The organism is Kitasatospora sp. SUK 42, assembly GCF_015776785.2.
GTDB lineage: Bacteria > Actinomycetota > Actinomycetes > Streptomycetales > Streptomycetaceae > Kitasatospora.
Window position 1 is genome coordinate 1389170 of sequence record NZ_LFMD02000002.1, and the last position, 13074, is coordinate 1402243.

A 13074-nucleotide genomic window follows, 5' to 3' on the forward strand; every position below is an offset into this window, starting at 1 on the left:
TCCACGCGTATGCCGATCGGACGTTTGTCGTCAATGCCGCCCGGTTGTCGGTGACATCTGGTCAACTGCTGCCCTGGAACGAGACGAGGAGGTGGCCATCGGGATGGGTGTGCTGACCGACTACTTCCGTGCGCCCGACGCGGCGACGGTTGTACGGGCCTTGGAGCTGACCGGGGGCGGGCGGCCCGAGTTCTTCGGGGAGGGCCCGGGCGGGAACTCCGGTGGGAACTCCGGCGGAGGCTCCGGCGGGGCCTTCGACGGGGTCGAGGCCAAGCGCCTCGACCCGGGTGTCGTCCTGGCGGAGCTCGTCGCGGCCATCCGGGACGAGCCGTGGCAGGTCGACCTGGTGGTGGAGACGCCGGTCTGGCCGACCACCCCGGAACCCGGCCCGGGCCGGACGGACGGCCCCGCGGACGAGGACGACCCGTGGACCACCGGCCCCTGGGTGACCGAACTCGACGACGCCACCCGGGACACCCTCGCCCAGGTGCCCGACGAGCGGGTGCCGGAGGCCGTCGCGCGGTGGGCGCAGGCCGAGGAGTGCGGCGCGGCGGATCCGTCCGACCTGCTGCCGGTGGCCGAGGAGTTGATCGCCCTCGCCCGCCGGGCACGGGCGGCCGGCGAACGGCTGTACTGCTGGATCTGCCTGTAGGGCCCGGGCGGCTCAGCCGATGACCGGGGCGGCGCCGGTCGCGGCGAGGGACAGCTCCCAGAGGCGGGCGGCCGCGGCGGGGTCGACGGCGTACGGGCGCACGCCGCCGTCGTCCATCGGGGTGTCCGGGCCGGCGACGCGGGCGACCTCGCAGTCCTCCAGGTAGAGCCCGCCGCGGCCGTCGAGCAGGGGGGAGGTGGCCGCCCAGAGGCCGGTGGCCGCGCCCTGGGAGGGGGTCTTGAAGTCGGCGCCGACCACGGTGCCGTGCTCGTCCACCCAGCCGCGGTCGATCTGCTCCCGGAGCGTCATCTCCCGCTGCAGCCCGGTGATGATCTTGCCCGGGTGGAGGGCGAAGGCCCGCACGCCGTCCCTCCGCCCGAGCGCGTCCAGGTGCACGGCGAACAGCGCGTTGGCGGTCTTGGACTGGCCGTACGCGAGCCACTTGTCGTACCCCGTACGGAAGTGCGGGTCGCGCCAGCGGACGTCGGTGAGGGCGTGCCCGGCGGAACTGTGGACCACGACACGCGCCCCGGCGGCGGCCAGCAGCGGGTGGAGCTCGCAGACCAGGGCGAAGTGCCCGAGGTGGTTGGCGGCGAACTGCCCCTCCCAGCCCGGGCCGACGCGCCGCTCCGGGGTGGCCATCACACCCGCGCAGGCGAACAGCAGGTCGACGGCCGTGGCCGACCCGGCGATCCGGGCGGCGGCGGCGCGCACGCTGCCGAGGTCGGCGAGGTCCATCGGGACGATCTCGTAGCCGTCGGCCTGGTAGCCGTCGCGGCCGTCCCGGCCGTCGGCGGACCCGAGCGCGGCGCGGGCGGCGCCCGGCCGGCGGGCCGGGACGATCACCCGGGCCCCGGCCCCCCGCAGGGCCCGGGCGGTCTCCAGCCCGAGGCCGGAGTAGCCGCCGGTCACCACGGCGGTCCGACCGGAGAGGTCGAGACCGGCCATGACGTCCTCGGCGGTGCTGGTGAAGGAGAAGGGCGAGCCGAACGGCCGCTGGTCGCTGGTGGTCATGACGAGGACGGTAGGAGCTGGAGCGCGGTCTAGATCAAGTCCTAGGCTGGGCGGCATGGCGGGTGAGGGAGGCCGTACGGAGGCACTGGGCATCGGCGAGGTCGCGGCGCGCACCGGACTCAGCGTGCACGCGCTGCGCTTCTACGAGCGCGAGGGCCTGCTCGTCGGGCCGGTCGGGCGCACCGCGGGCGGCCGGCGGCGGTACACCACGCTCGACGTGGAGTGGCTGCACGTCTGCATCAGGCTCCGCGAATCCGGGATGCCGCTCGCCGACCTGCGGCGCTTCGCCGAACTGGTGCGGCAGGGTCCGGGCAACGAGGCCGAGAGGCTCAGCCTGCTCAACGCCCACCAGCAGCGCGTCGACGAGCAGATCCGGGCACTGGAGGAGTGCCGCTCGGTCATCGCCTGGAAGGTCGGCGTCTACGCCGAGCACCTCGCGCGCGGCGAGGCCACCGGGCTCTGGGACCCGACCGCGCGAACCCGGCCGCCCCGGGCGTGACCCGTCCGGCAACCCACCGAGCAGCAGCCCCACTTCGTCATTACTCGTCGGCGCGACGCAGGTCGTAGAGGTACGACTTGCCCGCCTTCCAACTGCGCCAGGGCCCTTCGGGCGGGAACGCCCCCTGCGCCGCCCGCCCCGTCAACGACCAGCCGTTGTGGACCCCGTCCGCACCGAACGTGCACCACCCCCGCTCCGGCACCCACTGGCACCACACGTCCAGGTCCACCCGCTTGAACGACGGGCGACCGTTGAACTCGCCGTCCTGGCGGAACCGGTAGACCAGGCCGTCCAGCCGGCGGACGAGCTCGAACCCCAGCGACATGACTCCCCCCAACTCTCGAAAGATCAAGCCTAATTCGCGGCCCCGCACAACGCATGGGCAGTTACCCGCTCACCCGATCCGCCGGGAGTCCACCGGGGCGGCATCCCTCGCCGTACCCGGCCGGGCCTCAAGGCGGGACGAACACGGCAGTGGCGGCAACAGAAACAGGAAGCCGGACCCGCCGACTTCCTGCGCAGCGCCGGTCAGGGGCGGGTGGTGGTCAGGGCGGCGGCGGTGAGGGCGGCGAGGAGGAGCCACGGCGGGGTGAAGGTGTGGGTGGCGTCGCGGAGGAGGCCGAGGAGGGGTGGGGCGAGGACGATGGCGATCTGGTTGGCGGTCATGGCGAGGCCGAGGGCGGAGCCGGTGCGGCCGGGTGGGGCGGATTCGGCGACGTGGGCGACCCAGGGCCCGTACCAGCCGATGCCGAAGAAGCCGAGCAGGACGAACAGGGCGCAGGCGGTCGCCGGGTGCTGGCCGAGCGGGGTGGCGAGGGCGAGGGTGCCGGCGGTGACGGCGGCGAGGCAGGCCCGCACGGTGGTGTAGCGGCCGCTGCGCACTCGGTCGCTCCAGGCGGCGAGGCAGATCCGGCCGGCGATGCCCGCGCCCTGGGCGGCCACCAGGACGAGGGCGGCGGAGGCGGCGCTCAGGCCGGCGTCGTGGAGGTGGAGGACGGTGAGGATGCCGAGGCCGCTCTGGGCCGCGACCAGGGCGATGCCGGAGAGCATGATCCGCACCATGGCCGGTTCGCGGAGCATCCGGAGCTGCGGCACGGGCGGAGGGGTGGAGGCGGCGGGCGGGGACGGCGGCCGCCGGTAGCAGGCGGTGAAGACGGCGGCCCCCGCGAGCGCGACCAGGGCGCCGGAGACGAGCGTCGCCCGCCAGCCGAACCGTGCCGCGAGCACCGGCTGCACCGCTGCCGCGAGTGCGCCGCCCAGGGGCAGGCCGGCCTGCCGGACGCCCATCGCGAGGCCGCGCTGCGAGCTGTCGAACCAGGAGGCCACCGATTTGCTGCCGCCCGGTTGGGCGCTGCTGTACCCCGCGCCGACGATCAGCAGCGCGAGCAGCAGCATGCCGTACCCGGGGGCGGCGGAGCCGAGCGCGAGTCCGGCGGCGACCACGAGGGCGCCCGCGCCGACGATCCAGCGTTCGTCGTAGCGGTCGAGCAGCCGCCCGACGACCAGCAGTCCGATCAGCGGCATGAGTTGGGCGGCGGAGAGGAGCAGTCCGAGCTGCCCGATGGAGAGCGAGAGGCCGTCCTGCAGGGCCGGTCCGAGCGAGCCGATGCCCTGGACGAAGTAGCAGGTGGCGGCCTGGGTGAAGGTGGCGATGCCGAGGACGGCCCAGCGGTAGCGCGGGCGGGCGGCGACGGGGGCGAGGACGGGCATGGCGAACTCCACGGCGGGGAGGGGTGGTTGGCCGATCCCCAGGCTGGTGTAATGCCCTTGTGCAGCTCAACCCTTACGGCGCCGATGCCGTCAACCTGGCCGCCGCGCTGGCCAATCGGCGGCCGGCGAGCGCGGAGGAGCTGGCCGAGCGCTGCCGCTCCGCCGGCCTGGTCATCGAAGGTGCGGTCACCGCGGCGGACTTGAGGACGGTGCTCACCGCCCTGGACGCCTGGGAGCTCGTGGTGGACGAGCGGGACGGACGCGCGCGGGCCGCCCTGCTCAACGGCATGCTCGCGGCCTCCGCCTCGCACCCCCGCCTGACCGACCACGGGGACGAGGGCTGGCACCTGCACTACCGGGAGGAGCACCGGCCGTTCGGGGAGACGCTGCACGCGCTGATCGCGGTCGGCACGGCACTGCACCTGGTCGGGCGCGGAATGCACCGGCTCGGGCGGTGCGCGGTGGCGGAGTGCGGGCTGATCTTCGCGGACACCAGTCGGACGGGCCGGCAGCGCTACTGTTCGCAGCGCTGCGCCAACCGGGACGCGGTGCGGCGGCACCGGGGCCGCGCCCGTACGTAGCCGAATATTTCAGGACAAGAAATATTCAGGCGCCCGGAGCCGTTGTCGCCGGTGTTGGCGCGGGAGGTCCGCGCGAGGCAGGCCTGGAGGAGTGGAGCGCCGTGCGCGTCGAAATCTGGAGCGACATCAACTGCCCGTGGTGCTACATCGGCAAGGCCCGGTTCGAGCAGGCCCTGGAGCGCTTCCCGCACCGCGAGGAGGTGGAGGTCGTCCACCGTTCCTTCGAGCTGGACCCGCACGCGCCGCGCGCGGCCCGTCCGGTGGTCCCGCTGCTCGCGACGAAGTACGGGATGAGCCTGGAGCAGGCCGAGGCCGCGGAGGCGCGGATCGCCGAGAACGCGCGCGGGGAGGGCCTGCCCTACCTGAGCGAGGGCCGCGACGCGGCGAACTCCTTCGACATGCACCGCCTGCTGCACTTCGCCAAGGAGCAGGGGCGACAGCCGCAGCTGCTGGACGCGCTGTACCGGGCGAACTTCGCCGAGGAGCGGTCGGCGTTCGAGGAGGAGCGGCTGATCGAGCTGGCCGTCGAGGCCGGGCTGGACCGCGAGGCGGCGGCCGCCGTCCTGGCCGACCCGGACGCGTACGCCGACGCGGTGCGCGAGGACGAGGAGACCGCGAGCGCGATGGGTGCGACGGGCGTGCCGTTCTTCGTCCTCGACCGCCGGCTCGGCGTCTCCGGCGCCCAACCCGCGGAAACGTTCACCCGGGCACTGGAGCAGGCCTGGGAGAGCCGGGTGCCGGTGACGCTGATCCCGGTCGGCGGCGAGACGGCGGCCGGGGACGCCTGCGGCCCGGACGGCTGCGAGCTGCCGCAGCGCTGAGACCCGAACGGCATCGGAGCAGGAGGTCGGCCCACCCGACGTCCTGCTCCGATGCCGTCTCTCCGGGCGGACAGGGATGGGCACACGGGGCGGGGCGAGTGGCGGGGCGGGTCGTGCGGCCCCGGGCTCCGGCTCGGGGCCGCCGGCCAGTCGTACTGACGGGTTCGCCGGTGTCCGCGGCGCACCCGCCACCAGGAGCGTTCATCGAACGTATACCGACCCCCGGCATCGTCGTCCGTGCACGGCGCCCCCACCGAATCACGGGCGCGAGGAACGAGAAGAGACACACGGGGCCATGAAGACGAAGAAGACCCTCCGGAACCTGGCGCTGGCCGCCGCCACCACCGCACTCGCCCTGGCCGGGACCCTGGCCGCCACCGGCACCGCGGAGGCGGCGCTCGAACGGGGCACCAACTACGTCTCGATCTGGGACGACGAGCCGCTCTACCCGGGCTGGCACCTCGACTCCGCCGGCGCCCGGATGATCATGCAGTCCGACGGCAACCTGGTCATCTACCACGGCAATACGCCCGTCTGGGCCACCGGCACCAACAACTGCGGCTACAAGGCCGTCATGCAGTCCGACGGAAACCTCGTCGTCTACTCCGCCAACGGCGGCTTCTGCTGGGCCCTCGGCACCAACGGCCACCCGCACGCCAGGCTGACCGTCAGCGACAACGGCGCGGTCTTCGTCACCTGGGGCGGCGACCGGATCCCGCACTCCGGCTCGGGCAACTTCGTCCAGCTGTCGTCCGACCTGTACAGCACCCGCATCGACTAGGCCCTGTCCGGCCGAGGCCCGCCGGCTCTCCGCCGTGGCCGTCGCCCGCACGCCGTGACTCACGCGCGGGCGAGCCACCGGACCAGCTCGGCCACCGTCCACTGTGGCCGGGCTGCCAGCCTGCCCGCCGCCGTCCGCAGCAGCACCGGCAGGTAGCCGCACACCTCGGCCAGCTCGGCCACCGCCTCCGGCTCCCGCCGCACCCGCTCGGCGCCGGCCACCCGGGCCAGCAGCTCGAAGGCGTCGTGCGGCTCCAGCGGCCCGACCGCCAGCCGTACGGCGTCGCCCGGCAGTCCCCCCGGCTCCGCGCCGGCCACCACCGCCGCGCACCCGGCCACCCCGGGCAGCAGCCCCAGCGGATCGGCGATCCCGTCGACCACCACCAGCACCCGCCGCCCCGCCAGCGCCGCCCGGTAGCGCGCCGACAGTTCCTCGACGGGAGCCGAGCGCGCGGGCCGCTCCCCCAGCGCCCGGAGGAACCCGGCCAGTACCGCGCCGGTCTCGCCACCGCCCGCGTACAACTGCCCGTCCGGAAAGGAGTCCTGCACCGCGTGCGCGACGTGCACCGCCAGCGCCGAGGCCCCGCTTCCGGACGGCCCGGACAGGCCCACCACCGGCGAGGCACCGGCCGCCCGCAGCGCCTGCTCCGCCTCCCGCACCAGCCCGGCCCGCCCGACCAGATCCGGGATGTCCGGCGGCAACTGGCACGGCCGGGGCAGCGCCCGGACGGCCGCCACCGCCTCCCCGCGCCGGATCCGCTCCGCCAACTCCGCCACCGCGGCCGTCGGTTCGAGCCCCAGCTCCCGGTCCAACCGCTCCCGCAGCGCCTCGTACTCCGCCAGCGCCTGCGCCGTCCGGCCGCAGCGGTGCAGCGCCAACAGGTGCAGCCGGTGCACCTCCTCGTCCTGCGGATGGTCCGCCGCCAGCACGCCCAGTGGCCCCAGCGCCTCCGTGTGCCGCCCGAGCGCCAGGTCCACGTCGTACCGCACCTTCAGCGCCGCCAGGCGCCCCGCCGCCAGCCGCTCCCGGCCCCTCTCCGCGAGCGGCCCGGGCACGCCGTCCAGCGCGCGCGGACCCGCCCACGCCCCGAACGCCCGCACCAGCAACTCCCGGGCCCGCGCCGGGTCCTGGTGACGCAGAGCGACGGCCTCCGCCACCGCGCCCTCGTACCGGAAGACGTCCACCGCCTCCCGCGGCACCCCGAGCCGGTAGCCGCCCGCCGCCGCGACCAGCAGCCCCGGCTCGCCCAGGGCCCGCCGCAAACGGTGGACATGCGTGCCGATCTGCCCGGTCGGGTCCTTCGGCCAGCGGGCGTCGTCCTCCCCCCACAGGCCCTCGACCAGCCGGTCCGTGGGGACCAGCCGGCCCGGAGGAAGCAGCAGGGCGGCGAGCACGGCCCGCTGCTGCGGTCGGCCGAGGTCGACCTCACGACCGTCGCACCGGGCGCGCAGCGGCCCCAGCACACGGAATTCGAGCCCCACGGCCCACCCCTCGAAGCCCAGAGTGCGGTGCACGATCAGTGACAGAGCATAAGTCGCCGGGGTATGGGGGCGCCGCATTCCGGACGGAAGTGGCGAGATCCCGGCACAGGACGACCGGCAGGGGACGGAACACATGGTGGACATGGGGGGATCGCGGCTGCGGTTCGCACTGCTGGGCCCACTGCGGGCCTGGTACGGAGCCGAGGAGGTGGAACTCGGCCGCCCGCAGCAACGCGCCGTGCTCGCCGTCCTGATCGGCGCCGCCGGGCGGACGGTGGCGACCTCGGTGCTGGTCGAGGGCGTGTGGGGCGGCGCCCCGCCGGGCGACCCGCGCAAGGCCGTCCAGCTCGCCGTCTCCCGGCTGCGCGCCGCGTTCAGGCCGCACACCGGCGACGACCCGCAGCACCTGCCGCTGGTGCGCGTCGGCGACGGCTACGCGCTCAAGCCCGCGCCCACCGACGCCCAGGAGTGGCAGGCGCTGCTCGCCGAGGCCGAACGGCTGCGCCGGGCCGGCGCCCCGCCGCAGGACGTACGGGAGGTGCTGCACCGCGCCCAGCGGCTGTGGGCCGGCGAGCCGCTCGCCGGACTGCCCGGACCGCACGCCGAAACCGTCCGGGCCCGCCTCACCGAACAGCGGATCTCGGCCAGGGAGTCCCAGCTGGAACTGGACACCGAACTCGGCGACCGCACCGACCTCACCGCCGAAGCCGCCGCGCTCGTCCTGGAACACCCCGGCCGGCCCCGGCTCACCACCGTCCTGATGCACGCCCTCCACCAGGCCGGCCGCAAGGCCGAGGCGCTCGCCGTGTACGAGGACGCCCGCCCGTCGCTGCCGCCGGACGCACCCGGCCCGGCCGCCCTCCAACTGCGCATCCTGCGCGAGGACCCGACCCTTCTCCCCGCCCGCACCGCCCCCGAACCCACCGCCGACTCCTGGCAGGCACCCGACCAACTCCCCTCCGGCCTACCCGACTTCACCGGACGCGTCGAAGAGGTCGAAACCCTCGCCGAACGCCTCGCCGCGGCCGGCGGCCGCGCCGTCGTGGTCTCCGCCCTCGACGGCATGGGCGGCGTCGGCAAGACCACCCTCGCCGTCCACGTCGCCCGGCAGGCCCGTGAGCGCTTCCCCGACGGTCAGCTCTTCGCCGACCTGCGCGGCGCCGACCGCACCCCGCCCACCCCCGGCACCGTCCTGGCCGGCTTCCTGCGCGCCCTCGGCGTCGCCCCCGGCGAGATCCCGCCCGACACCGGCGAACGCAGCGCCCTCTACCGCTCCGCACTCGCCGGACGGCGCGTCCTGGTCGTCCTCGACAACGCCGCCACCTTCGACCACGTCGAACACCTGCTGCCCGGCGCGGCCGGCTGCGCCGTGCTGATCACCAGCCGGCAGCGGCTCACCGGCCTCTCCGGGGCGCACCACCTGCGCCTGGACACCCTGCCGCCCACCGAGGCCCTGGAACTTCTCACCCGGATCGTCGGCGCCGACCGCACGGCCGCCGAACCGGAGGCCGCCGAAGAGGTCGTCCGGGCCTGCGGACTGCTGCCGCTGGCCGTCCGCATCGCCGCCTCCCGGCTCGCCGCCGACCCCGCGCTCACCCTCGCCGCCCTCGCCGAAGGGCTGCGCCACGAACACCGGCTGGCCGAACTCAGCGACGGCGAACGGACCGTGGAGGCCACCTTCGCCCTCTCCTACCACCGCCTCGACCCGGAACTCGCCCGCGCCTTCCGCCTGCTCTCCCTGCCGGACGCCCCCGACCTCCCGCTGCCCTGCGCCGCCGCCCTGCTCGGCCGCAGCGAGGACGAGACCGACCGGCTCCTCGAAGAACTCGTCGACCTCAACCTGCTGCAGTCCCCCCGGTTCGACCGCTACGGCTTCCACGACCTCGTCCGCGCCTACGCCCGCGACCGGCTCGCCGCCGAGGAGGACACCGCCGAACGCACCGCCGCCACCGAGCGGCTGCTCGACTTCTGCCTCGCCACCGCCCGCAACGCCGACCTCGCCGCCCGCAAGGCCGAACCGGCCGAACTCAGCCTGCTCGGCGCCCCCGTAGCCGCTCCCGGCCTGCCCATCGCCGACGGCGCCGAAGCGGTGCGCTGGATGCGCGAGCAGGCCGAGGTGCACGCCGCCGCCATCGCCCTCAGCTGCGCCGACCCGGCCCTGCCACTGGACCGCGCCGCCGAACTCGCCGACCGGATGGGCGCGGTGCTCGCCGAACGCACCCAGACCGGCGTCATCGTCGATCTCGCCGGGCGGCTCGCCCGGGAGGCCGAAACCCGCGGCGAACCCGGGCCACTCGCCCTCGCCCGCTACCTGCGCGGCAGCATGCTCTGGCACATCAACCGCTACACCGAGTCGGAGGAGGACCTCCGCCGGGCCGTCGACCTCTGCACCGCAGGGGGCCCCGAGCGGGTGCTCGCCAAGGCCCTGCTGAACATGGGAGGCAACGCCCGCGTCCACGGCCGCTACGCCGAGGCCGCCGAACACGCAGGCCGCGCCGCCGAGCTGTTCCACCGCCTCGGCGCCCGGCGTGCCGAGGGCAGCGCGCTCGGCGAGTTCGCGTTCAGCGCCGCCCACACCGGGCGCCTCGGCGAGGCCCGGGACGCCGCCGAACGCAGCGCCCGCCTGATGAGCGCCTCGGGACCGGTCTCCGCCGCGACCGGCCGCTACTACCTCGCCCGCGTCCTGCGCCTGTGCGGCGACCCGGAGGCGGCGCTCGCCCACGCCGTCGCGGCCCGCGAGGAGTTCGCCACCCTCCAGGTCACCGTCTTCGCGGCCGCCGCCGGAGACCTCGCCGCCCGCATCCACGCCGAGGCCGACCGCTGGCTGCCCGCCGTCGACGCCGCCGAAGCCGTCCTCCCCCTCGCCCGCCGCACCAGCGCCGCCCTGGAGGCCGGCCTGCTGCGCACCCTCGGCACCGCCCTCACCGGCCTCGGCCGCCCGCGCCAGGCCCGGGCCTGTCTGGCGGACTCCCTGGAGCTGTACGAACGGCTGGGCCTGGAGGAGGAGGCGGCGCAGGCCAGGAAGCTGCTGGCGGGTCTCGACTGATCGTCTGCTACGCGCGTTGGCCGCCTGTCCACCGCGGTCCGGGACCGTTCTTCCCGCCGCTTCTCCACCGAGAACGTCGGAGCACCCGATGAGCACCGTCACCCGCACCCGCAGGCTCCTCGCCGGGCTCGGCGCCGCCGCGCGGACCGGGCCCGTCCCCATGGCGCTCCAGGCGACTTGAGGGGTGTACGACCGTTCGTCAACGACTGGTCACGGCCCGACGTCCCTTGGCACGGACCCGCCCGGGACTCGTCACGGGCGGGTCAAAGGAGCGCCAAGACCGTGGCGTGCCACCGTCCCGCTGGACGACGAACGCCCCTCGGACGGGCCGCCGCCACGGTGGCCCCGAAAGACGGGGGACGTGTCATGAAGCACATCCGCAGCGGGCGCCACGCCCTTGGAAGCGACCTGCGCCACCCCCGCCCGGAGCTCGGCCCGACCGGCCTGCCCGGCCTGCCCGGCCCGATCAGCCTGCCGCCGGGGCGCCGTGGAGCCGCAGGAAGGCGTCGACGCCCCGCTCCGCGGTCCGCTCGACCTCCGCCCCGGCCATCGGGACGGCGCCCCAGAAGGAGCGCTCGGCGATGCCCTGGAAGGTCAGCAGGGTGAACTGCTCGGCGGCCAGCTCCGGGTCGGCCTCCGTCAGCAGTCCCCGGCCGGCCAGCGCCTCGAAGTGCGCCGCGAGGTCGCGCCGGGTGGCCACCGGGCCGGCCTCCAGCCAGGCCTCCAGCACGTCCGCCGGGATGTTGGCCACCTCGGCGCGGATGGCCCGGCCGAGCGCGCCGTGGTCCCCCGCGGCGAGGACGGTGTGCGCCCGCTCGACGGCGAAGTCGACCAGGCCCCGGCGCAGGTCCACCACCTTGTCCAGGTGCTTCGCCATCAGCTCCCGGATGCCGTCGGCCAGTTCCGCCGAGTTCCGCAGGGCCACCGACAGGAAGAGGGTCTCCTTGTCGGCGAAGTGGTTGTAGACCGTCCGCTTGGACACCCCGGCCTCGGCCGCTATCGCGTCCATGCTGGCCCGGACGTACCCCTCGCGCCCGAAGACCGCCGTCGCGGCCCGGGTGATCGCCTTCCGCTTCTCCGGCCGTCCCGCTCCGCCCGTGGTCGCCACGGCCCACTCCTCATCCGTCGGCGCTCCTGGCCGACCTTCTCAAAACCGTCCGGTGTAGTTTTCTCGGGCGACTCCCGGCCCGGGCTTGCCACCGAACAGCTGTGCTCTATGCTGCGTACCGATCTCTACACCTCTGTAGAGCAAATCCGAAAACGTGCCTGCCCCCGGACAGCAGCGGGAAACCGAGAACGGGAACCGGCCGGCCGAACACCAGCGTCCCGTACTGGCAGCGCCACAACCTCTCTCCCACGGCGAGACGGCGCAGGCGCCGACCACGGCGCGCGGAGCACGGGAACACCGGGGGTGAGAGCGTGGCGGGGCAGCGAGGACGGTCGTCCGACCAGGGTTCACGGCGGCGGGCGGCACCGGGCAGGCCCGACGGCCCCACCCGCCCCTTCTCCGGCGGTCCGGCCCTGCCCGCGGCGGTGGCCGTCGGGCTTCCGCTGGTGGGTGCGGGGATCGACGAGCTCTCCGGCTCCGGCATGGGCCTGGCGTTCGCGGTGTGCGCGGTGCTCGGGACGGGCCTGGCGGCCGCGCTCAGCACCCGCAGCGGCTGGTGGTGGGTGGTGGCGGCCTCGCCGCTGGTCGTGCTGGGCATAACGGCCGTCGCCGAACTGGTGGCCAACAGCGACCTGTACCAGGGCAACCGCCTGGCCACCGGCTCGGCGAAGTGGGTGGTGCACGGCTTCCCCGTGATGGCACAGGCCGCGGCCGCGGCCCTACTGGTGATCGTGGTCCGGGTGGTCCGGGACCGGAGGAGGCACCATGGCTGACAACGGCGAGCAGCGGGACGGCGGCCGCGACGGCGGCCGGGCCTCCGGGCGCAGGGCCGCACAGGCGAAGGCTCCGGCCCGCCGCCCCTCCCCGGTGCTGATCGCGGGCCGGGTGGTGGCCTGCACGATGGGCTTCGCGGTGTTCGCCGCCAGCGGCGTCGTCTGGTACGAGTACACCTCGCTGACCGACGGGATGACCACGTCCAACGCCATCTCGGAGACCAAGAAGGACGCCCCCAAGCACCTGGACAACTCGGTCAACCTGCTGCTGATCGGTCTCGACAGCCGCAAGGCGATGGACGGTTCGGACCTGCCCCCGGAGTTCGTCCAGGACGAGCTGCACGCCGGCCACAGCTCCGACATCGGCGGCTACAACACCAACTCGCTGATCCTGCTGCACATACCGGCCAACGGCGGCAAGGCGCAGGCGGTCTCCATACCCCGCGACGACTACGTCATGACGTACAACGGGGACGGCTCCCAGCAGGGCATGCACAAGATCAAGGAGGCCTACGGGATCGCCAAGGAGAAGGTGACCCCGGGCCTGACGGCCAAGGGCCTCAAGGGCGCGGACCTGGAGAAGGCCGGCCGCGACGCGGGCCGGGCCG

General features: G+C 74.9%; 13 protein-coding genes. 8 read left to right on the forward strand and 5 right to left on the reverse strand.

Annotated features, from left to right (window positions below; translation table 11 throughout):
- Positions 1-103: 103 nt before the first annotated feature.
- Complete coding sequence (locus RZ50_RS05860; protein ID WP_196951923.1) at positions 104-652, forward strand: hypothetical protein; 549 nt, start codon at positions 104-106, stop codon at positions 650-652.
- 12 nt (positions 653-664) lie between these two features.
- Here RZ50_RS05860 and RZ50_RS05865 read toward each other — a convergent pair whose 3' ends face one another.
- The gene (locus RZ50_RS05865) at positions 665-1666 is read right to left on the reverse strand and encodes an oxidoreductase (protein ID WP_196951924.1); all 1002 of its coding nucleotides are present in this window, start codon (positions 1664-1666) and stop codon (positions 665-667) included.
- A 55-nt stretch (positions 1667-1721) separates the two neighbouring features.
- Here RZ50_RS05865 and RZ50_RS05870 point away from each other — a divergent pair, with 55 nt between their 5' ends.
- Positions 1722-2165, forward strand: a complete 444-nt coding sequence (locus RZ50_RS05870; RefSeq protein ID WP_196951925.1) for a MerR family transcriptional regulator — start codon at positions 1722-1724, stop codon at positions 2163-2165.
- A 40-nt stretch (positions 2166-2205) separates the two neighbouring features.
- On the opposite strand, the gene RZ50_RS05875 is transcribed toward RZ50_RS05870, so the two are convergent.
- Complete coding sequence (locus RZ50_RS05875; protein ID WP_196951926.1) at positions 2206-2490, reverse strand: hypothetical protein; 285 nt, start codon at positions 2488-2490, stop codon at positions 2206-2208.
- Positions 2491-2693: 203 nt separating this feature from the next.
- The gene (locus RZ50_RS05880) at positions 2694-3875 is read right to left on the reverse strand and encodes an MFS transporter (protein ID WP_196951927.1); all 1182 of its coding nucleotides are present in this window, start codon (positions 3873-3875) and stop codon (positions 2694-2696) included.
- Positions 3876-3934: 59 nt separating this feature from the next.
- On the opposite strand from RZ50_RS05880, the gene RZ50_RS05885 reads away from it, so the two are divergent.
- The 3 genes from RZ50_RS05885 to RZ50_RS05895 all read left to right on the forward strand — a co-directional run bounded on the left by RZ50_RS05885 (position 3935) and on the right by RZ50_RS05895 (position 6058).
- On the forward strand, positions 3935-4456 hold the full coding sequence (locus tag RZ50_RS05885) for a CGNR zinc finger domain-containing protein (RefSeq protein ID WP_196951928.1): 522 nt from the start codon (positions 3935-3937) through the stop codon (positions 4454-4456).
- Between the two features lie 101 nt (positions 4457-4557).
- Complete coding sequence (locus tag RZ50_RS05890; RefSeq protein WP_196951929.1) at positions 4558-5277, forward strand: DsbA family protein; 720 nt, start codon at positions 4558-4560, stop codon at positions 5275-5277.
- A 295-nt stretch (positions 5278-5572) separates the two neighbouring features.
- Positions 5573-6058, forward strand: a complete 486-nt coding sequence (locus RZ50_RS05895) for a hypothetical protein (protein WP_196951930.1) — start codon at positions 5573-5575, stop codon at positions 6056-6058.
- 59 nt (positions 6059-6117) lie between these two features.
- Here RZ50_RS05895 and RZ50_RS05900 read toward each other — a convergent pair whose 3' ends face one another.
- On the reverse strand, positions 6118-7572 hold the full coding sequence (locus RZ50_RS05900; protein WP_196951931.1) for a BTAD domain-containing putative transcriptional regulator: 1455 nt from the start codon (positions 7570-7572) through the stop codon (positions 6118-6120).
- 100 nt (positions 7573-7672) lie between these two features.
- Between RZ50_RS05900 and RZ50_RS05905 the strand changes: the two genes are divergently transcribed.
- Entirely contained in the window at positions 7673-10585 is a 2913-nt protein-coding gene (locus RZ50_RS05905; RefSeq protein WP_196951932.1) for an AfsR/SARP family transcriptional regulator, read from the forward strand.
- Between the two features lie 466 nt (positions 10586-11051).
- Here the strand turns inward: RZ50_RS05905 and RZ50_RS05910 are convergent, their stop codons facing one another.
- Entirely contained in the window at positions 11052-11693 is a 642-nt protein-coding gene (locus tag RZ50_RS05910) for a TetR/AcrR family transcriptional regulator (RefSeq protein ID WP_308271482.1), read from the reverse strand.
- A gap of 311 nt (positions 11694-12004) precedes the next feature.
- Here RZ50_RS05910 and RZ50_RS05915 point away from each other — a divergent pair, with 311 nt between their 5' ends.
- Positions 12005-12466 (forward strand): DUF6542 domain-containing protein, encoded by a 462-nt coding sequence (locus RZ50_RS05915; RefSeq protein WP_196951933.1) that lies wholly within the window; start codon positions 12005-12007, stop codon positions 12464-12466.
- On the forward strand, positions 12459-13074 hold a 616-nt coding region (locus tag RZ50_RS05920; protein ID WP_254801998.1), incomplete at its 3' end, for an LCP family protein. The genes RZ50_RS05915 and RZ50_RS05920, both read left to right, overlap by 8 nt.